Origin of the sequence: Paenibacillus dendrobii, assembly GCF_009807035.1 — a bacterium.
GTDB lineage: Bacteria > Bacillota > Bacilli > Paenibacillales > Paenibacillaceae > Paenibacillus_AQ > Paenibacillus_AQ dendrobii.
The window spans coordinates 329,001-353,162 of the sequence record NZ_WUBI01000001.1 but is presented as its reverse complement, the minus strand read 5'-3'; the positions used below and the strand labels follow the sequence as shown (position 1 = coordinate 353,162).

Annotated in this window: 25 protein-coding genes; 2 read left to right on the top strand and 23 right to left on the bottom strand. The window is 46.3% G+C overall.

The genetic code is table 11. The features are described 5' to 3' along the window. Positions 1-48 precede the first annotated feature (48 nt). Together GRF59_RS01485 and GRF59_RS01480 are read right to left on the bottom strand one after the other, a co-directional pair. Positions 49-513, bottom strand: a complete 465-nt coding sequence (locus tag GRF59_RS01485; RefSeq protein WP_160495902.1) for a low molecular weight protein-tyrosine-phosphatase — start codon at positions 511-513, stop codon at positions 49-51. 23 nt (positions 514-536) lie between these two features. After that, the gene (locus tag GRF59_RS01480; protein WP_160495901.1) at positions 537-1,205 is read right to left on the bottom strand and encodes a trimeric intracellular cation channel family protein; all 669 of its coding nucleotides are present in this window, start codon (positions 1,203-1,205) and stop codon (positions 537-539) included. 141 nt (positions 1,206-1,346) lie between these two features. Between GRF59_RS01480 and GRF59_RS01475 the strand changes: the two genes are divergently transcribed. After that, positions 1,347-1,988, top strand: a complete 642-nt coding sequence (locus tag GRF59_RS01475; RefSeq protein ID WP_160495900.1) for a thiamine diphosphokinase — start codon at positions 1,347-1,349, stop codon at positions 1,986-1,988. 299 nt (positions 1,989-2,287) lie between these two features. After that, complete coding sequence (locus GRF59_RS01470) at positions 2,288-2,812, top strand: C40 family peptidase (protein WP_160495899.1); 525 nt, start codon at positions 2,288-2,290, stop codon at positions 2,810-2,812. 66 nt (positions 2,813-2,878) lie between these two features. On the opposite strand, the gene GRF59_RS01465 is transcribed toward GRF59_RS01470, so the two are convergent. The 21 genes from GRF59_RS01465 to rnz all read right to left on the bottom strand — a co-directional run bounded on the left by GRF59_RS01465 (position 2,879) and on the right by rnz (position 24,042). Beyond that, complete coding sequence (locus GRF59_RS01465; protein ID WP_341479990.1) at positions 2,879-3,631, bottom strand: response regulator transcription factor; 753 nt, start codon at positions 3,629-3,631, stop codon at positions 2,879-2,881. A gap of 106 nt (positions 3,632-3,737) precedes the next feature. Further along, on the bottom strand, positions 3,738-4,769 hold the full coding sequence (locus GRF59_RS01460) for a thiazole biosynthesis adenylyltransferase ThiF (protein ID WP_160495897.1): 1,032 nt from the start codon (positions 4,767-4,769) through the stop codon (positions 3,738-3,740). Positions 4,770-4,845: 76 nt separating this feature from the next. Further along, entirely contained in the window at positions 4,846-6,399 is a 1,554-nt protein-coding gene (locus GRF59_RS01455; protein WP_160495896.1) for an ABC-F family ATP-binding cassette domain-containing protein, read from the bottom strand. A 274-nt stretch (positions 6,400-6,673) separates the two neighbouring features. Then, positions 6,674-7,672: a hypothetical protein gene (locus GRF59_RS01450; protein WP_160495895.1), complete on the bottom strand. Its 999-nt coding sequence runs from the start codon at positions 7,670-7,672 to the stop codon at positions 6,674-6,676. Then, on the bottom strand, positions 7,659-8,213 hold the full coding sequence (locus GRF59_RS01445; RefSeq protein ID WP_160495894.1) for a hypothetical protein: 555 nt from the start codon (positions 8,211-8,213) through the stop codon (positions 7,659-7,661). Before GRF59_RS01445 ends, GRF59_RS01450 begins: the two co-directional genes overlap by 14 nt. Then, complete coding sequence (locus tag GRF59_RS01440) at positions 8,210-8,617, bottom strand: hypothetical protein (RefSeq protein WP_160495893.1); 408 nt, start codon at positions 8,615-8,617, stop codon at positions 8,210-8,212. Before GRF59_RS01440 ends, GRF59_RS01445 begins: the two co-directional genes overlap by 4 nt. Positions 8,618-8,645: 28 nt before the next feature. After that, entirely contained in the window at positions 8,646-9,128 is a 483-nt protein-coding gene (locus tag GRF59_RS01435) for an ABC transporter permease (RefSeq protein ID WP_160495892.1), read from the bottom strand. 14 nt (positions 9,129-9,142) lie between these two features. Further along, on the bottom strand, positions 9,143-11,023 hold the full coding sequence (locus tag GRF59_RS01430; protein ID WP_237391584.1) for a hypothetical protein: 1,881 nt from the start codon (positions 11,021-11,023) through the stop codon (positions 9,143-9,145). Between the two features lie 184 nt (positions 11,024-11,207). Next, positions 11,208-13,118 (bottom strand): P-loop NTPase family protein, encoded by a 1,911-nt coding sequence (locus GRF59_RS01425; RefSeq protein WP_160495890.1) that lies wholly within the window; start codon positions 13,116-13,118, stop codon positions 11,208-11,210. Further along, on the bottom strand, positions 13,119-13,967 hold the full coding sequence (locus GRF59_RS01420; protein WP_160495889.1) for a hypothetical protein: 849 nt from the start codon (positions 13,965-13,967) through the stop codon (positions 13,119-13,121). It abuts the gene before it with no gap. Next, the gene (locus GRF59_RS01415; protein WP_160495888.1) at positions 13,964-14,680 is read right to left on the bottom strand and encodes a hypothetical protein; all 717 of its coding nucleotides are present in this window, start codon (positions 14,678-14,680) and stop codon (positions 13,964-13,966) included. Before GRF59_RS01415 ends, GRF59_RS01420 begins: the two co-directional genes overlap by 4 nt. A gap of 55 nt (positions 14,681-14,735) precedes the next feature. Next, complete coding sequence (locus tag GRF59_RS01410) at positions 14,736-15,863, bottom strand: SAF domain-containing protein (protein WP_160495887.1); 1,128 nt, start codon at positions 15,861-15,863, stop codon at positions 14,736-14,738. A gap of 29 nt (positions 15,864-15,892) precedes the next feature. Continuing rightward, positions 15,893-17,374 (bottom strand): protein kinase domain-containing protein, encoded by a 1,482-nt coding sequence (locus GRF59_RS01405; RefSeq protein WP_160495886.1) that lies wholly within the window; start codon positions 17,372-17,374, stop codon positions 15,893-15,895. Between the two features lie 237 nt (positions 17,375-17,611). Continuing rightward, positions 17,612-18,667, bottom strand: a complete 1,056-nt coding sequence (locus GRF59_RS01400; protein ID WP_202128462.1) for an SAM-dependent methyltransferase — start codon at positions 18,665-18,667, stop codon at positions 17,612-17,614. Positions 18,668-18,673: 6 nt separating this feature from the next. Continuing rightward, entirely contained in the window at positions 18,674-19,447 is a 774-nt protein-coding gene (locus GRF59_RS01395) for an ABC transporter ATP-binding protein (RefSeq protein ID WP_160495885.1), read from the bottom strand. Then, positions 19,444-19,764 carry a thioredoxin family protein gene (locus GRF59_RS01390; RefSeq protein WP_160495884.1) on the bottom strand — a complete coding sequence of 107 codons (321 nt, stop codon included), beginning with the start codon at positions 19,762-19,764 and terminating at the stop codon, positions 19,444-19,446. The genes GRF59_RS01395 and GRF59_RS01390 overlap by 4 nt, the downstream gene beginning before the upstream one ends. Positions 19,765-19,766: 2 nt before the next feature. Next, the gene (locus GRF59_RS01385) at positions 19,767-20,102 is read right to left on the bottom strand and encodes a cyclic-phosphate processing receiver domain-containing protein (protein WP_160495883.1); all 336 of its coding nucleotides are present in this window, start codon (positions 20,100-20,102) and stop codon (positions 19,767-19,769) included. Between the two features lie 45 nt (positions 20,103-20,147). Next, a complete protein-coding gene (locus tag GRF59_RS01380; protein ID WP_160495882.1) occupies positions 20,148-20,999 on the bottom strand; it encodes a deoxyribonuclease IV in 852 nt (283 codons plus the stop codon). Further along, positions 20,989-21,804, bottom strand: coding sequence for an Fpg/Nei family DNA glycosylase (locus GRF59_RS01375; RefSeq protein ID WP_160495881.1), 816 nt, complete (start codon positions 21,802-21,804; stop codon positions 20,989-20,991). Before GRF59_RS01375 ends, GRF59_RS01380 begins: the two co-directional genes overlap by 11 nt. Before the next feature lie 40 nt (positions 21,805-21,844). Further along, positions 21,845-22,660 (bottom strand): TIGR01457 family HAD-type hydrolase, encoded by an 816-nt coding sequence (locus GRF59_RS01370; RefSeq protein WP_160495880.1) that lies wholly within the window; start codon positions 22,658-22,660, stop codon positions 21,845-21,847. Positions 22,661-23,112: 452 nt separating this feature from the next. After that, entirely contained in the window at positions 23,113-24,042 is a 930-nt protein-coding gene (rnz, locus tag GRF59_RS01365; protein ID WP_160495879.1) for a ribonuclease Z, read from the bottom strand. Positions 24,043-24,162 lie beyond the last annotated feature (120 nt).

Below are 24,162 nucleotides of genomic sequence, written 5' to 3'. Positions count from 1 at the left end.
CGTCTTTTCATGGAATCGGAATTTCATGATCCCCTTATACCCGCAAGATCATAACTTTTCGCTTCTGATTTTAAGGATAAGTGCCTCGCAACCTGCTTCCATCAAATCATAGACCTGTTCAAAATTCCCCGTATAATAAGGGTCCGGCACTTCTCTGAGCTCATGTTCCGGTAGCAGATCCATAAATTTAATCAATTTTTCCTCTTTGGCACCGGTAAGCTTCTTCACATTGTTCCAATTGCTGTCGTCCATGCAAACAATGTAATCGAACTGATCGAAATCCGCAGACGTGAATTGGCGCGCACGAATTCCCTCATAGCTTACCTGATGCTCATCGAGCTTTTCCTTGGTTCCCTGATGCGGTTCGTGCCCGATGTGCCAATCTCCGGTTCCGGCAGAATCGACTCGGATGCTGCTCTCAAGTCCAGCCGCGCTGACCTTATGTCTCATGATCGCTTCAGCCATGGGCGAGCGGCAGATATTCCCCAAACAAACAAATAATACAGATATCATGTTGTATACGCCTCCTTCTTCCATTATGCAGTCTTCCGTTTGTTTTTGCTCTGAGGGTTGTCGCTGACGGATAGGCCGGTTGAAGAAGACATGTGCAGCGTACGCCGTGGAAGCTTCCATTTATAGAAGACGGAAAACATACGAAACATAACGATGACCGCAAATAGGACAACCGCTTGCCAAGTCGTATGAATCCAATTCAATCCGATCACCACTCCGGCGATGACCGCCCATACTGCATAAATCTCATCGCGAAGCACGAGCGGTTTGCGTCCAGCTAAAAGATCACGAATGATCCCCCCGCCAACGCCCGTCATCATGGCAGCCACCGCTACAGCCGACAACGGATGATGCATATCGGCAGCGTACAATGCTCCTTGGATCGCGAACGCGGATAGTCCGATGGCATCAAACCAAGCTTCCGTACGCTTCCAATGCTTAATCCAGCCTGCAGGAAGCAGGAATGCAATAATCACTGACAAGATGGCCAGTTTAATCAGCAGCCCTTGGCTCCAGAGTGTAGTTACAGGAACGCCGATCAGGATATTCCGGACGACTCCACCGCCAAAAGCCGTAACCAGGCCCAACACCAGTATGCCCAGGATGTCGTAATCTTCCTCCATCGCGACGAAAGCACCCGACATCGCAAAAGCAATCGTCCCGATGATGCTGAAAATTTCAAAAGCATGCATGTCCAATTTCTCTCTAACCTCTCCCCTATCATATGTCTCCCCTATTGTAGTCGCGGCTGGCTAAATTGTGCAACTATGTTTTCTCATTTATACTGAAGTAACAATCTAATAGGAATGAATTGGATTTAGGGGGAAACAAACATGAACCAAAAACGTGTCGTTATTTTTTCCGGGGGTGAACTTCATCCTCAATATATAAAGGAAATTCAGTCTGGTGATTTTATCATTGGCGCCGATAGAGGGGCGCTTTTTCTCGTAAGTCATCACGTTAAACCCGATCTGGCCGTGGGCGACTTTGACTCGATATCATCCGAAGAATTGAAGCTGGTTCGTTCGATGAGTGAAAAAATTGTGGAATGCGATCCGATCGACAAAAATCTGACGGATACTGAACTTGCCTTTGAGATGGCTATAAGAGAACAGCCAGAATTCATCCTGCTCGTTGGCGGCACCGGAAGCCGAATGGACCATACCCTTGCCAACGTCCAAATGCTTAACCGCGCTCTCCAGCATCATATTGCTTGTGCCATTATGGACCAGAATAATTACATTACATTAACAGGCTCTAAAATTGTGGTCCTTGACCGGGGCTATAAATACGTATCGCTGTTGCCAATGACACCCGAAGTGACGGGAATAACGCTCGAAGGTTTTCAATATCCTCTCACAGACGCCACATTAAAGTTCGGAGAATCTCTTGGAATCAGCAATTTACTCCTCGATGCGAGTGGCAGTGTAAGTATTTCAAGCGGACTTTTGCTGGTCATTCAAAGTCATGACTAGAGTGTTCTGAAACTGAAGGGATCACCCATCCTTCTTCACTTTTGCTCCACATCAATACGGTTTTGTTACCAAATGACCGATGCCGAAAAACCCTTGTATATCAAGGGTTTTTCTTGTTTCTATAGAATGTCCAGCGGCTATTTCTTAATTTTTTGTAACTTTTAATGGTTTTTTAATAAAAGGGAAAATCCCCTAGAACTGCAAGGGTTTGATGGGCGCCATCCATTATTTAGGTTGTTACAAAACTGTTATACTCGGAAACGAGCCAGACAGAAAACGAAATTTGGAGGTAATACAACATGAAGCAAAAACAAATAATCCAAAAATTAGTAGCCGTAGGGCTATGTGCATCGATAGGTTTTACAGCGATGATGGCAACCGGAGCAGACGTTACGGAAGCATCCTCATCTAAATCCGTATCCGCATCTTCCGCTACTTCATCCAAAGGAACCACTATTGTCAACTACGGTAAAAAGTTTATGGGAACGCCATATAAATTTGGAGCATCTACCAGCACAACGAAAGTATTCGACTGCTCTTCGTTCATGAAATATATCTTTGGCAAATACGGCGTGAAGCTTCCTCGTACGTCTGCACAACAATCCAAAGTAGGCGTCGCTGTATCGAAATCTAATCTGAAACCGGGAGATCTCGTCTTTTTCTCCAGCGGTAGCAGAGCCAACGGCAAGAACGTAACACATGTCGCCGTGTATGCAGGTAACGGTAAAATCCTGCACACTTACGGTTCTCCTGGTGTAACCATTTCTGATCTGAATTCCGGCAACTGGAAAAGAACATACCTGAAAGCACGCCGGGTGCTTTAGGTTATTACTTTAGGTTATTGCTTTAGGTTATCCATGAAGGAAGGCGATAAGTTTGCATACGCGGACTTAATCGCCTTCTTTTATTATATAACCCACGCCGCGTACGGATTGAATCAGCTTTTTGCTGAAACCTTTATCCATTTTTGTGCGAAGATGCCTGATGTAGACATCGACCACATTAGTTCCCATGTGAAAATCATAGTCCCACACCTTTTTGAGGATTTCTTCGCGTGTACATACTTGATTCGCATGCCTGGCCAAGTATAGGAGCAAGTCAAATTCCTTGACGGTCAGTGAGATTAGTGTCTCTCCCCTCATCACTTTCCGGCTTCCAGGATCAATGACCAAATCTCCGACCATAACTGTTTGATTGTCTCGCTCATTCTCGATACGAAATATCCTAAGCAGATTCCGAACACGCGCGAGCAGCTCTTTTCCCTCAATGTTCTTAGAGACCACATCATTGGCCCCGGCTCCCAATCCTTCAATCACAGCTTCCGCGCTTAGGTACTCCTGAAATAAAATAATGGGAAATGGCCTGTCTCCCTGTTCCCTTAGCATTGCCTTCATGATTTTATGTAAGGAGCTGAGATGATACGCCGAACCGTCCAGCAGGAGCATATCCACAGGCTTCTCGTTTATGGCTCTCATTGCCTCATGCTCTGTTAAAACAATCTGCACAGCATATTCATCTTTCAGGAGAATGTCCTCAAGACCGTTGTTTCTTAAAAAAGGTTCAAGTACCAACAGCCTTTCATGCATTGCATCACCCGGTTTCCGTTTTAGATACGAATCTGCCTCTTCATAGGTTTGCCGCACATGAAATAAAACATTCCTCAAGTATTTCTGCTCACGTGGTAAGTGAAGGCAATTCGTGGATGTCTTCAAACAATTCAAAAAATGAAGGTGAAAACAAAGTGAACTTTCATCCGAAATAACGGTGATATATGGTTCTCGCTTCAGAGATATCCTTCGTTCCATGAATCAACGCCCTGCCGTCGGCAAAAACAACAAGCCGCTGAGCGCCCGTTGTGAATGAAACCAGGAACGGGTTGCTCTCCACTAAACCTTCCCCGAGCTTAGAGAGCCTCTCAGCCGTTTCTTTCAGATTCAAGGTTTGTTTCTTGCCGGGACGAATCTGCACGGTATCTCTACCGCATAAGACATCTGTCTTTTCAAGATTGGAAGCCGATAGATAAGGGTACGTCCGGTGTGTCCCGCAAGAGAGGCAGTCTTCTTTCTTAGCATGCTTTACTCCCATAGACATCGACTCGTTTCGCCATAGATCAAATGTCAGCAACTTGTCACGCAAGGCTTCCGTATGCCCGCTGAGCAGCTTCATAGCCTCTATCGTTTGATGGGAGGTAACCATTTGTACCGCTTGCGGAATTATGCCCGCCGTATCGCAAGTATCACCACCGAGCGGAACAGCTCCCAGTAGACAGTTCAGGCATGGGGTCTGTCCAGGGATGATTGTATACGTGATCCCATAACTTCCGACACATCCGCCATAAATCCACGGAAGATTATATTTTTGTGCAATATCGTTCATCAATAATCGGGTGTCAAAATTATCTGTCCCATCCATAATCAGATCCACGCCGTTGATTAGTGACTCCAGCTCCTCTACCTTCACATCCATCACGAAGCTGTCGATTTGAATGGAGGAATTGATCTGCTGAAGCCTTTGTTTGGCAGCGACAGCTTTGGGCAATCTAAGGCTCGCGTCTTCTTCAGAGAAAAGCTGCTGCCGTTGAAGATTGCTCCACTCCACATAATCTCGGTCCGCTATCGTCAAGTGCCCTACACCAGCTCGTGCTAACGTCTCGGCAATCGAAGTCCCCAAAGCTCCCGCTCCGATAATTAATACATGGCTTTCTCCCAGCTTCCGCTGGCCTCCCGTTCCAAACGGCGTGAAGCGCTCCTGCCTGGAGTAACGATCTTCTCCGATTTTCATAATTACATCTCCTTCGATAAAAAACCGCATTCCCAACAGGGAATACGGCAGTTTTCTTGTCCTGAAAAATGACCAACTATGCGTTCTGATGCGACCATTCTTCTACGTTCCATGTTTTCGTTACCCAATCTTCATAAAAATCCGGCTCGTGGGACACGAGCAGAACGGTTCCTTTAAACTCCTGCAGGGCACGTTTCAATTCGGCTTTCGCAACAACGTCCAAATGGTTGGTAGGTTCGTCAAAGAGAATCCAGTTCGATTCATGCATCATCAGCTTGCATAATCTGACTTTTGCTTGTTCGCCACCGCTCAGCATGTTCAGCGGACGCGTGATATGCTCGTTCTTTAAACCGCACCGCGCCAGATGAGCACGCACTTCATGCTGGTTCAAATAAGAGAACTCATTCCAAACGTCGTCGATCGGGGTGATATTACCGGGACGAACTTCTTGCTCGAAATATGCAGGCTCCAAATAATCTCCGAGATACGTCTTACCGCTGATTGGAGGAATCTTTCCCATAATCGTTTTCAATAGTGTTGACTTACCCACGCCATTACAACCCACAATCGCGATTTTCTCACCGCGTTCAATGGTCATACTCATTTTCGGAAGTAACGCATATGTGTAGCCGATCTCAAAGTCGATTCCTTCAAATACGGTTTTTCCGCTCGCACGGGATTCTTTGAAGTTAAATATCGGTTTGGCCGCTTCCTCAGGCTTGTCTAGACGATCAATGCGATTCAACTGCTTCTCACGGCTCTTTGCTCGTCCTGAAGTAGAGGCACGGGCTTTGTTTCTCTGAATGAAATCTTCCTGCTTTTTGATGAATTCCTGCTGTTTCTCATAGGCATCAATATGTTGATTCTTAGAAATATCAGCCATTTCCAGAAACTTATCGTAATTGGCAGCATATCTTGTCAGCTTGGCAAATTCCAGATGATATATCACATCCACGACCTGATTCATGAATTCCGTATCATGGGAAATCAGCATGAAAGCATACGGATATGACTTCAGGTATTGCGTAAGCCAGTCAATATGCTCGACGTCGAGATAGTTTGTCGGTTCATCCAAGAGAAGAACTGTTGGCTTTTCCAGCAAGAGCTTGGCCAGGAGAACTTTCGTACGCTGACCTCCACTAAGGGAGGAAACATCCCGATCCAGTCCAATGGCTGATAAACCCAGACCATTAGCCATTTCCTCGACTTTGACGTCAATCATGTAGAAATCACCCATCTCAAGCTGTTCCTGGATGTCACCCATCTGCTCAAGGAGCAGCTCCAGCTCATCTGGAGAGGCTTCTCCCATCTTGTCTGTGATTCCCATCATTTCCTGCTCCAACTCAAGCAGTGGCAGGAACGCATCCTTCAGGACATCGCGGACTGTCTTTCCAGGTGTCAGCTTAGAGTGCTGATCCAGATAACCGTAGCGGACTCTAGGCGTCCATTCCACCTTACCGCTGTCTTTAAGCAATTTTCCTGTTAAAATATTCATCAAAGTTGACTTGCCGACACCATTCGCACCCACCAAACCGACATGCTCGCCGGCCAGAAGGCGGAAGGAAACATCTCTAAACAATGTACGTCCCCCGAAATTATGGGAGACATTTTCAACGGTCAATAAGCTCATAAATACGTTCTGACTCCAGTCTATGTTGAAAAATTCTTATTACTGAGAACGATCGTAATCGGGTATTCAATATATCATTGTAACATAAGTTAGAGTTTTCCGAAAACAGGAAGATCCATACCATTTCGTATGTTACAGAGCAATGGTCACAGAACGATCTGAACTTCAGACCCAAACATGCGATACGATACATGGAAACACCAATAAATAGCACACTCTCTTTAAAAAGGAAGGTCAGAACTGTACGCATATCATTTGAATTACAATGTCCATATTAATTATAAGGCGTAACGTCTTTGCGGCAGTTTCTCTCAAAGTATCCCCTCGTCGCAGCTTGCTTCGCGGAAGCGAATGTTTCTTCAATGATTAGTCCACTCTGGCAATCCCCACGTTCAAAGTAACGGATACCTGTCACCGGATCGCTTCCTGCGTGAATGTCCGGTTTTTTCACCAGCCTGCCTCCACCCAGCGCATAGTTATTGATATAGTCTTTCCCGACGGGTATTCCCTGTACAAACGCTATTAAACCAATATCGTTAACGGAGTTGTTCCACTCCTCTTCAGAGATGGACGGGAGGGTGAAATCGTACGATACACCGTTTTTAACGGCATACTCATTGTGTCGGTTTATGACATTGGCCAAGTCATCCTCAATGGTTTGGACGATTGTTGTCCGTCTCACCTGTTCAAATAATTCAGAATGGGCAATTAAAGACACGCGTGTTGAATTTATCAGCTCTTTCTGTAAACCTTGAATCCAGCTTCCTGTCTGTTCCTCATAAATCTCCACGACATTATCCAGGGTAAACCGGATGAGATTACCATTCTCGTCACTGTAAGTGTAAGGTTTCTTGGGACTCCAAACATGCCTGATTAACGTCTCATGATCTTTGCCTGCAAACTCTTCGTCAGCATATATGTAATATCCGTCATAGTCTACGACTGCGATGGCTGGGATGTAATAATCCAGCGTCTGCTGTGCAGGCAAATCATCCTCAATACCAAGATTAGAGTACAAACTGCGATAAAAAACAGCAACGGCAAGCTCCTTGTCAGAGCGAAAGAATTTGGAGGAGCCGTATCCAGCCTCCCACTCCTGTTTCTCATTCGTATTCAGAACGCTTGCACCATCTTGTACGGCCGTACGCAAAGCTGTTACATACTTCATCTCCAAATAATGTACCGATTGCTGATCCTTGATTTGGAATCCACTCAACAGAAACAAAGGTATAAAAATGATAACAAAGACAATCGAAAAATCAGTAATCTTCATTAAGCACCATACCCCCGTACGGATATGCCAAGACTGGAACATTCCCCGATATCGAGCCGGTAACAAAATCCATCATCAGGGTACCTGCCGTACGATTGACGTTCTTGACAGTGACCTTAAAAAAATCCCCGACGTTCACTTTATATTTTCGTAATTCATCGTCCTTTGGCAGCGCTTGATCCGGAAAGAGTACCGACATAATATCGACCGTGTAATACCCTGCGTAAGATACATCAATATCATGCTGAAACGTAGACGGATCCGCAGCATCCGTGTACACCGGGGTATATTTTTTATGTAAGTGCTCCATTTGAACATCGAAATCATTTCCTGTCGCATGGATCTCACTCAGGAAATCTTGATACATGGTTGGCGTAAGATATCCTTTGTTTCTGACTGCATCCACGAATTGCGTGAGCGCATTATACACCACCAGCCGAGACAAATCATCCTGCTTCTGATACGCTTCTGCTGACGGGTAAACGAACATCAATGCCACCGCAATAAGTACAGCTACGAATTTTGAAACCGCACTGGTCATAAGTCATCCTCTTCCAGAAGAAGCTTGTAAAACTGTATTTCGATCAACTTCCCATTTATGTCCCTGTTATACACCGCACGATAATTCGCATCGATTTGAAAAATGGATTGGCTAATAAGCTCAACAGCAACCGTCTCCAAAACCATGGTATCATCTACTTGTATTTTCACGCCGCTATTAATATGGTCCACCGTCATCACGATCGCCTGAGTGCCGCTAAAAATATCCGGTTTTGCTGTTTTTAACGTGGTATGAACACTTCTTGTCTGTCCACCTAGAGTCATTACCGCATGATTTAATACAAGATTAATCTGGCTCGTTAAACCCAGCGTGTAGAAGCAGGCACTTAAAAATAAAACGACGACCACGCTAAGGGTTATCATATTTTGCGCATTATCGTTCAACAGCCCAGCCTCCCTTCATTCTTAAGGACTACTGTTCAAAAATGAGACCGCGAACGACATTGGATTTATCCTTGATGATACTTGCTTTAAACTTACCGCTTGGATTTACATACTCATTGCTGGATTCCAAAAGCGTATTTTTCAATTCTCCTTCCCTGATTTCCGTGCTGATTACGGAGCCGTACTTATCGTCATTTAGGTCCCCGCTAATGTAGAGGCTGTTTCCGTACCATTGACCGACCTTGTTTTTTCCCGTTTTTACCAGAATGCCAAACTGATCTTTGTCCCTGAATTTGCGGAGTGCGTTTGTAACTTGTGAGCCGCTGATGCTCGTTCCGTCATATACGGTAAAGGAAGCTTGTGACAGTTCGGTTTGAATGTCCGAAAAATTGTTTTGCGCGGTTTTAGTAGCCTCCTGTGCCGATATAAACAGAATCACAACAATGGTAATTAATGCGATCGTCAGGAAGATGCCAGCGGCAACCTTTAATGCGCTTGAAGCATTATTCATTTGACAACAACTCCTTATATTTTTTGAATTTGCTCATAATACACATTCATTTGCATGAAGCTCATTACAATTAGCGGGATTACCAGATACATAAATATCAGGGCGTACATGGGAGCAAAACCGAGCATCTTACCCAGTCCAGCTTTGGTATCAATCATTTTCTCGTATTCCTGCTTTCGCTGCTCAAAATAAAAAGACATCTCATTCTCAAGATCGTCAAAGGCCTGAACGATGGGGATTTTGTCCACGCATAACAGCAGCTTGTCCACGATCCTTTGAAATTCCGTCAAAGTGACATCCTCTTTCAATTGAACGAGCGCCGCTTCCGCACCATGATCGAAATGCAAAACGCACTTCTGGATCGGTGTCTTAAAAATAATCGCGAAACGGTTCATCCACTCCAAGATCTCTTCAACCGAAATCCGTTCCATTTCACGCAGCATGGATATGACCGTCTGAAACTGATAGACTTCGTGGCGCATATCCATATAACGGATCTTCCGCTGAAAATAGAGAAGCCAAAGCGGAAATTGATAGCCCACCCAGCCAATAAGAATTGCCGCCAAAAGTTCCCACCACTTCATATATTCCTCGTTATATGCCTTTAGCTTGGATAAAATCCGATTTGTCGAGGCGACCCTCAGATCTTTGCTTTCAGGAAGATGCTCCTGCTTGTCGTTAAGCCTTGTGGCGATCTCCTCATAGCTGGCGGCGGGAGACATACCGACGTCCTTCATGATCTCCAGGTCCTGTTTACTGAGACTCGTTCCCGCTTCTCTCTGATCGCTGGACACCTGACCGAAAAAGGTCGTACCGTTAACGGGATCATGCAAAATATGATTTCTGGCCGTTTGATGCAATATCATTATCGTGGTCATCGTAATTGCAAAAGCCAGAACAAAAAACACAATTCTCCGGATATAGAACCACTCATACCTCAGATGCGTGCTGCTTTCCTTTAGTAGACGAATGATCTTGGCATAAGCCGGTGTCGCAGGGCGTGGAGCCATGAATGAAGCAGCTTGCCTACCCCAGCGAAAGGAAGAAAGATACTGTTCCCAGGACTTTTTCCTGTTTTCCGAACGAAATGCCGTTTCATTATCCTGCTGAAGACGTTGAAGCAATACGAAGGAAAGAATAATGACCACATAGATAACGATTTTCGTGACATAACCCAGCTTGCTTGTGTAAAACTCATCCATAGCCGGAAAGCTGCTACGAGCCCATCTTTCAATTGGCTTGGTAAAAAACACAGGCGCTAGGGAGATGACGTTCAAGCCTTTCAAAAGATAATCCAGTTTGTCTCTCCGCAGGATTTCAAGATGTATTTCCTTGGTTAAACCACTGAGTCCCTGCAGATATATCGATCCTTGCTCTTTGACCTTATCGCCAAACTCCATAATCATATAAGAGATGCCCGCGAAAGCCTTCAAGAATCGGTTAGGTGCGGTTTCATAGAATTTCTCCAGTTCCTGTGACGGATCTTTGGCATTTAAGGCTTCGTATATTTTGCGTGTGTGCAATGAAGCTTCGTATCCAGCCGTTTCTGCCGCTTCATACAGTGCTTCATCTATCATTTCGTGCTGCTGATATCGATGCCTGACCTCAGAGAATAAATCCACCATTTGAACCAATAGACGTCGCTCAAGGCGATTGACGTACATATCAATCAACAAGCTGTTGATGATAATGGCCGACAAAAGAATCAACAACAGGAAGCTGATGCTGGGATTGAGTAAAAACAGGACCAAAACCGATAGTGTCAATAAGCCAAGGATAGTGAGTGTCAGCTTTGCCGTTTCATGTCTCAATCTGAATTCGTCATATGCGTGAACCCCCGATAAGCGCTTTCGAATTCTGCGTAAATATCCCGATAACCACGGAATCTTGGACATGATGACATACGACTTTTGTAAAAATCGTTTCCATCGCTCCCGCATATGTACAATACGGAACTGAGTGTTCCCATGGAACTTCGATTGAATTTCTTGCCTTTGCCTGCTCGTATTCCAGGCTAAGACAGCAAAGACTACTCCAAAAAGAATAAGGGACGATATCAGAACGAGGATGAGTACAGATTTAATATTCATACGCACCACTCCAGTGCTGAGCTAGAAAGTCTTTAAACTTATACGTTTCCTCCGGCCCCATCTGTTCTGCCATTTCATTTGCATTCCCCTTTGAAATCGGATGGACTGCGATGTATGTCCCATCCCTATACTCCACGATATTGCGGGAAGTAAAGCTTCTGTTGTTCGCCTGCTGACTGGACGCATAATTCAGCTCCAACAATTGACCCAGCATTTGTTTGAGCGTACCGTCTCTGCGAATCCTTGGATCAGGCAGCGATGGATGGTTTTCCATTGGGATGCACTCTGTTATCCTCTCAATATACCGTTTGCCAGCAGCATCTCTTTTCATGTGAATATCAAAATTAATCACCTGAATGACCTGTTCCTCGGCGATATGCTCATTGTGAAACACGCCGATTTTCAGCAACGAATTCCGTAGTGAGAAAACCAAATCCCGAAATGTCTTGGCGTGGTGTGTGAATACGGTAAACAAGCTAGCTACTTGCGACATCTGAATCATCCATGCGGCCACCTCGTCACTCGCAACCTCGCCCAAAATATTCACGGTGCCATCCGTTTTCTTCTGCAAATCCAGGCCTTCTTGTCCCGATATCCGCTCCGTTTCACGAAATGAGAGGATGTTTCTACGACTGTATATTTTTCGCAAATGAAGCTCAAATGCCATTTCCTGAACCCTGAGCGTATAGGTTGGATCGATATGCTCTACCATGGCCATCAATAGCGTCGTTTTACCGGATCCTTGTGCCCCCGTTATGGCGGTAATCCGGCTTCCCTTCATTAAATAAGCAAGAAGTTCAATGGGAAGCTCAGCATTTTCCCCGGTCACTAACTGCTGAAGTGATGCATTGGGTATATCAAACTTGCGTACAAAGAAAGCCCAGGATTCAGCAAATGGTGGCCTGACGACAACGACGCGTGATCCATCCTTCATTTCATTGACCTTATAACCATTGGATTCAGACAGCTGCCCGGGATGATTATATTTATAAATATTTTGACACACTCTCTTGAGCTCCAGCGCCGAGCCGAAGGATAAGAAAGCCATATGAACCGATTTGCCTTTGTAAAATACCCATATGCTCTCCGTTGATGAAAGCGGCTTGTGATCATCATCTTCTAAGAAAAGCGGCAACGGATATCCTTGGCTTATATAACTATCCATCATTCCGTCGTCCGTTAAAATGCCATTGACGCCTCCGCTTACTCCATCGATGCGTTGGTCACGAAGATCATCGACTACAGAAAAACCTTTGTACTGCTGGTAAATCCTTTGTATGACAATATCCAGCTTGTCTTGAAAATGAAGAGAACCATATTCAGCCATAAATATTAGATCAATATCGTCGGCCGTTACCGCATATACCGGATATTCTCCGTAACCATTCAGAACACGCGGCTCACTCAGCCCATAGTTCTCTAAGATTTGGGACAGAGCTTCTTGCCCGTACTGCTTCTGGTATACATAAAAAATGATTTCAAATTGATCCTGTGGCGTTAATCTTCCTGGTTCATCAAAAGGGATCGCTTCATCAATATTTTCCGCCGTTAATCCATAACTCCTGACAAGAAGATCCGCCATAAACTGTTTCACATATTGCTTTTCACGCAGATCACCGGAAATACATTCCTTCAAAGCTTTTCGAAGCTCGCTTCTTTTGTTGAGTCTGCGTTTGTATTCTTCTTCATGAAGACCCAGATCGGTAAGTTGGCTATGAGTCAGCTCATGTAATGTTTCTTTTACAAAATCAGTCATTTTTTCGATCGTGAAATGTCCGACAGCATAATTCTTTCCCACAGCAGGACGCCTATAATCAAGCCATTTGATATAGACAATCAGAGCCGCAAAAAGAATAATCAGCATAATCAGCAGCGTATTCACGAGCATTCCGGTGATCATTCACGCCCCCCTTTCCACCAGCTTCAGCACGGATGTCATCTCCATTTGCGTTAAAATATCTTTGGTCAATGAACGGATGCTTCCCAAAAATGCGGCTGTGGGATGACGATTGTTCAAGTTACGGCTTCGCTGCAAAAATGGTAGCACTCCCCTCATATTCCACGCATCCATAAAATCCGTGGTATACGGGATACCATGTATGCTTCCTTTGTATCCGAATCTTCTTTTTACGTTGTTTAACGTACAATGGGAGTACTTGTCATACCGTCCAAGGACAATAATGTGAGGCTTGTCCTGTATAACGGCCGCACAGCGCCCGTCCTTGAAGAATGATTCCAATCCCTCAATACATTGATTTAAGCTCACGACAACCAAATCCGCGGCCTCCAGAAAAGCATGATCGCCGCTTCCTTCTTTCGGATGCATACCGCATCCGGCATCGGCTATCACAAGATCGTATGATTGTGCCGCAACCGTACAAATCGATTGGATCAACTGACTGCGATATCCGGGCATCGTCCCTTCCGGTTTGGCATTGCCCTGAACCAAATCCAGTCTTTCAGGAAGCAGCGGCAACGTGTAATCCTGTAAATTCTCACGGGTTAACCTGCGGTTCAGACAGAGTCTTTCTATGGCATCCATGCCATGATCCTCAAAGGAAATCAAAGAGTGATCCAAAGCATAAGCTCCTGTATGAAAAGCCCCCTCAACTCGTTCCTTTGCCATTCCCCCATGCGCTAAAAGTAATTTCAGACGGTAATCCATCCCCATACTAATGGCAGCTGCTGCTGCATGAGCGGAGTTTCCGCTTCCTCCTTGAAGCGGACTCCAAAACGCGACCATACTCATGCTCTTCTCCTTTCTGCATTCCGCAGTGCGCGGTTCACCTGTTTCTGATTCCAATCCGTGAGACTTTGAACTAACTGACACAAGTTCTTTTTGTACCTTCGAGACAAGGGTTTCATGTGTAATTTCCTGATGTGCTCATTTCGGAGTTTCAATGCCATATCCAACTCATTCCAAGGGATGATAATCGGTTCTTGTTTCCATGTTATCGGCAAGTGGCTAAAGTACCCGTCCAAATAGTCTCTTCCAAACCACTCATCAACAGCCCGTACAATGACTTTATGCATTTCAGGATTCTGTTTCCCTGAAAAATGGCGGTGAACTGCATCTTTCAACCAACGGCTCCCTTGTTCAAGCGTCCAAATTTCATAATCGGTAATCCATACAAGGGCTGAAGCCTTCCGCCATTGCTCTGATGAACAAAAATCCTGAAGCTCCAAATCATAAATCACATAGTCATACTTTTCCAGGCTGCTGCCTGCCTTTTGTAAATATTCATCCAGCGCTGCAGCATGTTCGAATCCGCTTGCCACATCAAACCCCGCAAACTCCGTCAGCAATAGATCCTCATCGAGGTATCCAATGTAAAAGGGATACTTTCTCTTTTCCGTTGCATCCACCAGCAAAACGCTATGGTCACTGGAAGCCAGCATTTTGCACACGTAGATCAGCGTCTCGCTCTTGTCGCATAATCCTGCGAAAATCCATGTTTTCAAAAACTTCCTGTCTCCTTTCCCCTTTCGGTTCGCCTTAAGTAGCCAGTTCACAGAATCAAGGTTGAGTCGTGGACTCCGCCTGTTCCGCTTGTTTCTCTTGCAGGCTTTGTTCAAGCAGCTTATTGTCCTGAACCACTCCTGAAGAAAGCGTATCCTGATTCTTATTCGTAAAGGCAGGATTGGAATTCTCCGCTGGATCTGTCGGTGCATTCCCTCCACCTTCAGTCCCTGCCGCCGGTGTTAAGTCTTCAAAAGTAAACCCGGTGGAATCGCTTCCCCCTGTGCTTTGGCTGGATAGAGAGGAAGCCGCAACGTTTGAATAAGAAGGAGCAAACTCGCTACCCGTGAAATTCTCATTCGATTTCCCATTGGCTGATGCTTTTTCCAGATCCTTTTCAAGAGATGCTCTGATGGCTTCTGACAGCTTTTGTTCCGCTTTTTTTATTATGTTAGGATCGCTATTTATCAACTTGAGCACTTCTTTATTAACCGGATAAGTCGGCAAAGCTTTGTCCTGCATTTCAGGTTCAACGTATGTAACGGCGTACAACTTGGCGTCATGCAGGTAAGCATCTACCATTGCACTGGATAATGCCAATATCTCCTGTTCGGTCATTGTGATCCACATCGCCGGAGTCATCAGCTTATCAATTTTTTTCTTGGATAAAATAATGTAATCCTGACCTGTCGGAAACTGGATACGCACATCAACGACATCACGCTCCAGAAGATCGGAAGGCAAAGCGACAGCCTTGATCTCCCGGTTTCTGAGGTCTGCGAGCAGTGGTTCTTTATCATATATCATCGCTTGGGTGATTGCCGTGCCTTTCTTCAATTCAATCTTGGCAATCTTTATTTCGATTCCCTCCGGGCCTTCTATCAAATTGACCGGCGCTGCCCCCTGAGGCAATTTGACTTGAACCAGATCCTTCCGAGTAATAACCTCTCCTGCTAAAATATCCCTCGAAAGGACCCAACTTGTTGCCATTTTCTTCTCCTCGTCAAGCCGTGCTTGTTCGAGCCTGGCTATCTGTTCACGATATTCCTGCCTGATTCTATTCTCCTTCGCATGATGTTGTACGCTGCTGAAAATCGCGTAGCCTGCGAATAAAATGCCCATTACGGCAGCCCCTGCCAGACCGGCATAGAGCATATGTCTCGTTCGCTGTCTCAGCTTTGACATGTAACCCTTCATTCTCCTCTCGCTTGTGTTTAGCTAAGACCGAATCTGAATCTCCTCCGCCGCTTCGTTTCGCCTAATGTCCCTTGAAAAATACGATTCAGTGCCCTTTCCATATCCTCGCTTTTATCAAAGGGGTCCATGTGGAGCGGCAAGGAATATAACTGACTCGTGTTCAGCTCTTTACGCAATCTTTGGACGACATCGGATTGGGCAAGCGGCAGAAAATACATCCACTTCTGCTGCGGATAACGGGACAAGTTTTGTGCCATATCCGTTACATCCTGCAGGCGCCACTCCGCACCGGAAGCCACGATGACAGAAACATCCGCCCTTAGAAACTCTTCCAAACGTTCACGCTCCCTGTACGTTCCCAAGTCGATGACGACATAGTTGTAGCTGCCGGATAAGAGACTGATCACTTCGGCTCTCGCGGTCTGCCGCCAGTAGTCTACCCCCTGTACTTCAAACTTGCGGTTTCCACCGTTCGGTGCAAGTCCCCTATTCGCAATCTGCTGAATTCTGCGGAAAGCAGGAGATCTCACATTCATCTCAACAAGAGCTACTTTTCCATGATTCCTCGCGAGGAAGTGGCTGATCGCAATCGCTGTATGCGTTGTCCCTGTGCCATTGCTTGCTCCCATGACCGCCACGACTTGCGTGCTTATCCTGCCGGTAATATTCCGGACATGCCTGTGATCCGGTGCAAACTCTTGTCTCACGGCAGCAGCCAGCTCTTGACGAACTTCTGCTGCCGATCCATAGCGGTCCTCGGGAGCAACCTGCAATAACTTGCGTAAAACGGGAATAAGCTTGCGCGGCATATCTTGCCGAATGCTCTTCTCAGCCTTGGGCGTCCACTCGCTGAATGCTCCTCCTGTAGTCAGATAGAGCATAAGTGCCCCTAAACCGTAAAGATCCGATCTGGCATCGCTCTGTCCTGAACCGTATTGCTCGGGAGCAGCAAATCCGACAGTACCAAGCTTCACAGTATCCTGCGTCTGCTCCTGCTTATAATTCCGGGCGATCCCAAAATCAATCAATCTAAGCTCAAGCTGTTCCGTAAGCATAATGTTGGACGGTTTCAAATCCCTGAAGATGATGACAGGTTCATGGGTGTGCAAATAATCAAGCACTTCAAGCAGCTGATCGGTCAACTGAAGGATGGAATCCATTGGAATCCTGCCGCGATACCCACTAAAATACTTTTCAAGGGTAATTCCCTGGATATAATCCATAACCAGATAGGTATATCCCTCTGAATCCGGAGGAAAAAAATCCACAATCCTCGGGAGTCTGGCATGACTCAGTGAAATAAGAAGCTGCGCTTCATCCCGAATACTGTTGTAATCATTCGGTTGGGAGACACTCTCTTTGACGGCCCACAGCTTTCCCGGGAGCTTCAAATCTTCCGCGAGATAAACATGGCTCATTCCGCCCTCGCCAATCTTCCGAATGATCTCGTATCTCCCTCCAATCGTTAGACCGATAAGCAGTTTGGAAGGATGATGCATTCTCGTTCCCTCTCTTTCAAGACAAAAAAAGGAAAGCCTCCCTGGAGACAGCAATTACGAACAATCGTAATGCCATACTCCGGGATGCTTTCCCTTTATTTATCGTGTGGTTAATTTGTTTATATTATAGAGCAACGGTAATATATGTGTAAAGAACTATTTTAAGGGACGTATCTAATTACTTGCAGTCTGCATGTAACAACGGCAAAAGATCGACCCGTTCGGTTGTTAATTGCATTAATATTTAATCATATACAATGTAATTTCGTCCCGGTTGTGAAACAACTGTTTCGCCCGTTGGATCTGCATGTTGGCATGCTCAAACGAAGAAATAACATCATCGATCAAAGCCATTGGCTTTTTATGCATAAGTTTAACTGTCACGACCGCCGTTCCGCCTGGTCTCAGGCTGGGCAGCAGTTCCGTAACCAGCTTAACCATCTGTTTCGGACTCCAGCTCATATCGCAAACCAAGAGATCGAATTCGCTGTCACGGAACTGGACTTCTGAAGCGTTCTTTTTAAAAATCCTCAGCGATGGATGGTTCTGCAGGGACTCATGCATGAAGGCAGGGTCAACTGCAGTCACACGCAGTCCGCGTTCTAGCAGAAACGAAGTCCAGCCTCCTGGAGCAGCTCCAATATCGAGACCTGTATCGAAGGACGCAAAATCAATGCCAAAGCTTATCTCTGCTTCAAGCAGCTTGAACTTAGCCCTTGAAATTTGCCCTTCCTCCCTCTGAAAACGGATCGCTCCACCACTCCAGTCGGACAAATTAAGGCCCGGTTCAGATACACCAATATACAGCATTTCTTCGGCAGCGAATACGGATATAACCCACTCGGCATCACGCACGACAAATTCGGCATTCAGCTCCGTTAATTGTTCCTGCAGCTTCTCACGAAGCACTCCCGCACTCTCCTCAAGCGTACTGTTATCGGCTTTACGGACTTGCAGTGACACTTTTGAGCCATGCAGCTTGTCCTGGCGGGTCAAATAAAGAATCATGTTTGCAAAAGCATCTTCTGCATCCGCGTGCAGTTCAAACTGAACAGGTTGGATATGGCGCAAGAATATCGGTGGATTAGATACAATCATGTCCACTGCTCTGTCCGCGTCCTCAAAAAAGGTCGCCAGGAAAGCTTCGCCCGATATCAATGTTTTGCTTTTCAGCTTGCCGAATCTGCGGCGAAGTTCCTCTTGTGCATACGGGGCAAAGCCGTGGTTGGCCGTGCAAATGAACCTCGAAACTTCATTACTCGTCTCTTCAATCGTTAATTGTTTATCATCCAAAATGGATTACCCTCCAGAAACCACTTTAATCCAAGGCCGGCCGCCGTCCCATTCGATCCGGGCCGGAATATCGTAGGTTTGTTTTATCATATCATTGGTCAATACTTTTTCTTTAGGGCCGGAGCCCGCAATTTTGCCGTCACGGATGAGCGCCGCATGCGTAAACATCGGCATAATTTCTTCAACATGATGCGTAACATACACGACGGTTATATCCCGTTCACTAAGCCGCTCTACCTCGGCTAGCATTTTCTCGCGCTCATATAAATCAAGGCCTGCGCAAGGCTCGTCCATAATCAGCAGCTTGGGCTCACTCATCAAACTTCGAGCCAGCATCACCTTTTTTCGTTCTCCTTGGGACAAGGTTCCCAGCGGATGGTGTGAGAGCTTGCCCAGATTCATTTCTGCCAGTAGCCCCAGCGCCTTTTCTTTCACTTCGCTCGGAATCTCCTGATAAAAACGAAGGAATGCATAAGCACCAGTGGCAACGACCTCCCACACCGGATCGATCAGATTCAGCTTTTCCAGCAAATTGGGACTGATATATCCGATCTCCTTGCGAACTTCACGTACATCGCATTCCCCGTATAGGTTCCCAAGCACTTCAATCCTGCCTTCACTCGGAAAAAGATATCCGGTAAGCATCTCCAAAATCGTCGTTTTCCCTGAACCATTTCGCCCTAAAATAACCCAGTTTTCTCCCTTTTTGATTTCAAGGGATACATGATCCAAAATCTGATTCTCTTCTCTCCGCAAAGACACATCCCGCATCGAAATCATGATAGCACTCCCCTTATTTGAGCTAACAAGTCTTCAACAGATCCCATGGAATATACGATTTCAGGTTTACCGCTGCGCTCGGCATTCGCAAGAAGCAGAGCGGGAACGCTGCGGACCTTATACTGCTCCACGACCTTAGGCAGCATGTTTACATCTGCTTCTGCGATCATTTCTCCCGGCAGCATGTGCTCCGTAATCTCAAGCATTCTCCGAGCTACCTTGCATGTTCCGCAAAAAGGGGTATGAAGAAACACGGCTAATGGCTTCCCCTTGCTCCACAGCTCTTCCAGAAGCTGCTTTTCGTCCAGTGATCTCATTTCTATTCCCCCTTGGCAATGCTCGCAAGCACTTCTGCCGGCATGGGACCGTTATGCAGTTTTACATGCTCGGGCACAGACTGATAGAGGAGCTCATACATCTCTTTTTTCCCCCACATGCTCGACGTGTGCAGGTATATTTCTTTAGGATACAACTGTTTCGCGATCATTCCTTGCACGACAGTTTTGCCTGTCGATTCCCCTGGGCCAAGGTCATAATCCAGCGACAAAATATCAACCTCGCACTCTTGAAGCATTAGAAGACATTCCTGTACATTTCTTGCCAGAGCGAAACCTTGCGGACAGCGCCGGCAATCATCCAGATAAACATGTATCACAAACGCTCCCCCTTCCTCGCGACCTTCACAGCACGATCCGTTTTTCTAGGTCAAGCTTTGATATAGATATTCGATCTCTTCCTGGTGAGTTCCATCATGGCCGGGCTCCGTTTCCAAAACCAGCGGCTTATGGGCAAATTCAGGATATGAGATTAAATCGACGATAGCTTCTGTTCCGATGCAGCCTTCTCCGATTCGGGCGTGACGGTCTTTGCCTGAACCTGAAGGATATTTAGAGTCGTTCAAATGCACCGCGGCAAGATCATTCCAATATCCCAGATCACGGCCGCGTTCTATCCATTGATCGGTTTTCCCCGGAATCCAGGTTCCTGAGGCATAGGCGTGGCATGTATCCAGGCAGAAGGCAATTTTATGCGGCTCATCGGACAAGTTACGGACGTTCACCAACTCTTCGAGCGTGATTCCCATCGATCCTGGTTGTCCCGCCTGATTTTCAAGCAGTATCTTTGCGCTGCCCTGCCACCCTGCCAACGTCTCATTTAAACATTGTATTATATTTTTATAGCCTTGTAACGGGTCACTGCTTTTTAGATGCCCGAAATGTACGACAATCCCTACCGAACCGCAAGCTTCGGCAATAATCAAATCATTTTTAAGCGATGCAACCGTCGCTTGATAGAGCTCATTCCCCTTGGTCCCTCCGGCCGCGATATTTACCGGATAGGGGGTGTGGGCAATACTGGGCATTCCCTTTTCCCGGCAAAAACGAAAGCAATCCGCCGCAGCGGAGGCATCAAGATCTTTCCATGCCAGACTGCGCGGATTCTTAGGAAAATATTGAAATGCTCTGGCTCCCATGTCCCATGCCCGCCTGGCTGCTCTCCCAAAACCACCACGGGTACTGACATGACAGCCGATCAAACGATTACTGTTCATGCTGGCAGGACGGGCAGAAGAACGCCTTGCGCCCCGTTAATTCCACTCTGTTCACGACGCCGCCGCAGCGATAGCAGCTCTCCCCTTCGCGATCATAAACTTTACACTTATCATCATATCCACCCGTTAAGGTGTCCCCCTCCATAAAAGGAGCCTCCATGTAACCACCATGCTCCAAAGCTTCAGGCAAAACCTTGATGGCAGCATCGTATATCTTGCCAACAGACTCTTCCGATAAATCCTGAATCTTGACGGCTGGAAGGATACCGGCTTCAAATGCAATCTCATCTGCATAGCAGTTCCCGATTCCCGCGATCACATGCTGATTGACTAACAGACTCTTCAGAGCACCGCGGCGTCCTTTCAGGAGCTCAATAAAGCGTTCCTTACTCATGCGCCGGTCAAACAGCTCCGGTCCAAGCGGTTTCAGAATCTCATCCACTTCCTTGGCCGATAACAGATGGAGATATCCAAGGCGAAGACCGATAAAATACAAGGTTTGCTGTCCAAAAGTAATCTCTACCTGCGTACTCCTGCTCGGGCGATTCTCATCGGTTCCGTAATACAGGAGTCCGCCCAGCATAAGATGCAGCAATAGACGGCGACCATTGTTCATGTGGAAAATAATGAATTTGCCTCTTCTCTCCACAAAAATGGCGCGTAATCCCGTCAGTTCTTGAATGAACTGTGCTGCAGGTACATTGACCGACTTCTCCCGATTGATCACAACCTGGGTTATCGGTTCATTGATGATATTCTCCGAAAGCAGTCTTCGGTAATTTTCCATTTCCGGTAGTTCCGGCATTTGTACATCGATCCTTTCGTAATAACAATGATGGCCTAATTTATTGATTCATTTGAGTTCCTGGACATATTTGATCGATCAGTTCGAATAAATCTTTGCATATCAGATCCGGCTCAATACCCGCAGCCTGAATTTGCGCATACACATTCTCCACGGTCGTAAGTCCGGTCAATACCAAAATGGTCTTACAGCCGGCAGCAGCACCAGCAGCAATATCCGTGCGCATATTATCGCCGACAACGATTGCATCGGCTGGAGATATCCCTAACCGATCTGTCGCAAAGGTTATCAGATGACTGGCAGGCTTACCGATAACCACCGGTTCTATTCCAGATGCAGCCTGGATAGATGCGCTTAGGGCTCCTGCTCCCGGCACCAACCCATGGTCCGATGGAAGCAGCAGGTCGGGATTAGTCAAAACGTAAACAGCCCCTTCACGAATCCAGCGAACAGCCTTGGATAGCGTTTCGTATGTAAAAGAGCGGTCGATCCCCTGTACAACATACTGGGGCTTTTCTTCCACGATATGTAACCCCGCTTCCAGCAGTGCCTGCCTTAGTCCTTCTTCTCCTAGCATAGCCACGGCAGCACCCGGAGATTCTTCGGCAATGTATTTCGCGGCAGCCAGTGAGGAAGTACAGACATCCTCCGGAGCGGCAGGTATCCCCATCTCGTTCAGATGCGATGCGACTCCCTCGGCTGTTCTCGATGAATTGTTCGTTACGAACAAATAAGGGATATGGTGCTTCTTTAACGTATGAATTAGCGTATCCGCACCCGGGATACGATTTATTCCATGATAGAGAGTTCCGTCAAGGTCGATCAACAGTCCTTTGTTTTCTTTGTGAAGTGTCATCACTTGTCCTCTTTCCCATTACCTCTGACAGGTAACTATTGCTGATACCAGAGTATGTCACGGGTTTTTGGGGTTCAAACCAACCCGCTATATGCTCAGTATTTCCCTGAAGGAAATAGAAATGTCTCTGATTTCCAACGAATGTGCATGTTCTATTCTAAGAAAAATGAGGAAAAGCCGCAACTCTTTGTGGCAACTCTTTCGCAAAATCGCGATGATTTTGATTTTTTCAACGCAGTTCGTCAAAGATATCCTGGGCAGTATTCCAAAAGGGAACGAAGCTGGTACCTTATGTCATTTCCTGCGCTTTCCCGGAAAATAATTATTCCCGCAATCCATATTCCCCCCAGGCTTTCCTTGTAAATAACCAGTTCTGAACGCTCATGGATCCAATATAGAAAAAAGCTCCTTCAGGAGCTTTTCCCAGTCTTCTTCGTTAGCTTTTTCCGATATTACACATGTCTTTGGACCGGAAACAAAACGAGCTCTTCAGCAAGCTTGGTATTCTGAAAAACGGTTTGAGCTTCCTCCAGCAGTGGCTGCAGATGTTCAATATCTTTATAGCGAGAGCTGAAATGGGTCAGTATCAGTTCTTGAACCCCTGCCTCCACAGCAGCATCCGCCGCTTGGATCGACGTGCAGTGATGATAATTGTAAGCCGATTCTTTTAAATCATGCATGAACGTCGCTTCATGTACCAGTAAATCCGCATCTTTTGCAAGTATAACCGCATTATCGCAAGGCCGGGTGTCACCCAGTATCGTAACGATTCTGCCTTTTTTGGGAGATCCCAAGACGTCTTCAGGCTTCAAAACCTGTCCGTTTTCAAGGTCAATGGTCTCTCCCCTCTTCAACCTGCCGTACACGGGTCCAGGTTTAAGCCCATACTCGGCAAGGCGTTTGAGGTCTAGGCTTCCTGCTTTGTCCTTCTCCACAATGCGATAGCCGTAACTATCCACCCTATGGTCGAGCAGCAACGATTCAACAGTGAAATCCTGATCCTCGAAAACCGTGCCTCCAGTATGTTCAATGACCTCAAGCTCATACTCGATTCTGGACTGACTCAGCGTGAGGCTAACCTCAACAAACTGCTTCAACCCGGGAGGTCCGTATACCGTAAGCTTAGTTGTTCCTCCCTGATATGCACGGCTGGACAATAAACCAGGAAGCCCAAAAATATGGTCCCCGTGTAAATGCGTTATGAACACCTTTTCCAGTTTGCTGAGCTTTAACGAAGATCGCAGTATCTGGTGCTGCGTTGCCTCCCCGCAATCGAATAACCAAAACGTCCGCCGCTCCTCAAACATCCTTAGGGCCATAGACGTCACATTCCGTTGCAATGAGGGCACTCCCGCATTGGTCCCCAAAAATTCAAGTTCCATAACAAGCAACCTTCTTTCTATGTATGTCAGCAAGCAGAAACGGCCGCTCCTTCATTAGCAAGCAGCTCCGTTCCCTTATAACTTATAAGATTCACAGGCAAATACCCTACTAAAACATAG

What these genes read in the sequence shown, in the direction of transcription:
- GRF59_RS01485 (WP_160495902.1), bottom strand. Translation starts at nt 513, where the DNA reads ATGATATCTGTATTATTTGTTTGTTTGGGGAATATCTGCCGCTCGCCC.
- GRF59_RS01480 (WP_160495901.1), bottom strand. Translation starts at nt 1,205, where the DNA reads ATGCATGCTTTTGAAATTTTCAGCATCATCGGGACGATTGCTTTTGCG.
- GRF59_RS01475 (WP_160495900.1), top strand. Translation starts at nt 1,347, where the DNA reads ATGAACCAAAAACGTGTCGTTATTTTTTCCGGGGGTGAACTTCATCCT.
- GRF59_RS01470 (WP_160495899.1), top strand. Translation starts at nt 2,288, where the DNA reads ATGAAGCAAAAACAAATAATCCAAAAATTAGTAGCCGTAGGGCTATGT.
- GRF59_RS01460 (WP_160495897.1), bottom strand. Translation starts at nt 4,769, where the DNA reads ATGAAAATCGGAGAAGATCGTTACTCCAGGCAGGAGCGCTTCACGCCG.
- GRF59_RS01455 (WP_160495896.1), bottom strand. Translation starts at nt 6,399, where the DNA reads ATGAGCTTATTGACCGTTGAAAATGTCTCCCATAATTTCGGGGGACGT.
- GRF59_RS01450 (WP_160495895.1), bottom strand. Translation starts at nt 7,672, where the DNA reads ATGAAGATTACTGATTTTTCGATTGTCTTTGTTATCATTTTTATACCT.
- GRF59_RS01445 (WP_160495894.1), bottom strand. Translation starts at nt 8,213, where the DNA reads ATGACCAGTGCGGTTTCAAAATTCGTAGCTGTACTTATTGCGGTGGCA.
- GRF59_RS01435 (WP_160495892.1), bottom strand. Translation starts at nt 9,128, where the DNA reads ATGAATAATGCTTCAAGCGCATTAAAGGTTGCCGCTGGCATCTTCCTG.
- GRF59_RS01430 (WP_237391584.1), bottom strand. Translation starts at nt 11,023, where the DNA reads ATGTCCAAGATTCCGTGGTTATCGGGATATTTACGCAGAATTCGAAAG.
- GRF59_RS01425 (WP_160495890.1), bottom strand. Translation starts at nt 13,118, where the DNA reads ATGATCACCGGAATGCTCGTGAATACGCTGCTGATTATGCTGATTATT.
- GRF59_RS01420 (WP_160495889.1), bottom strand. Translation starts at nt 13,967, where the DNA reads ATGAGTATGGTCGCGTTTTGGAGTCCGCTTCAAGGAGGAAGCGGAAAC.
- GRF59_RS01410 (WP_160495887.1), bottom strand. Translation starts at nt 15,863, where the DNA reads ATGTCAAAGCTGAGACAGCGAACGAGACATATGCTCTATGCCGGTCTG.
- GRF59_RS01405 (WP_160495886.1), bottom strand. Translation starts at nt 17,374, where the DNA reads ATGCATCATCCTTCCAAACTGCTTATCGGTCTAACGATTGGAGGGAGA.
- GRF59_RS01395 (WP_160495885.1), bottom strand. Translation starts at nt 19,447, where the DNA reads ATGATTTCGATGCGGGATGTGTCTTTGCGGAGAGAAGAGAATCAGATT.
- GRF59_RS01390 (WP_160495884.1), bottom strand. Translation starts at nt 19,764, where the DNA reads ATGAGATCACTGGACGAAAAGCAGCTTCTGGAAGAGCTGTGGAGCAAG.
- GRF59_RS01380 (WP_160495882.1), bottom strand. Translation starts at nt 20,999, where the DNA reads ATGAACAGTAATCGTTTGATCGGCTGTCATGTCAGTACCCGTGGTGGT.
- GRF59_RS01375 (WP_160495881.1), bottom strand. Translation starts at nt 21,804, where the DNA reads ATGCCGGAACTACCGGAAATGGAAAATTACCGAAGACTGCTTTCGGAG.
- GRF59_RS01370 (WP_160495880.1), bottom strand. Translation starts at nt 22,660, where the DNA reads ATGACACTTCACAAAGAAAACAAAGGACTGTTGATCGACCTTGACGGA.
- rnz (WP_160495879.1), bottom strand. Translation starts at nt 24,042, where the DNA reads ATGGAACTTGAATTTTTGGGGACCAATGCGGGAGTGCCCTCATTGCAA.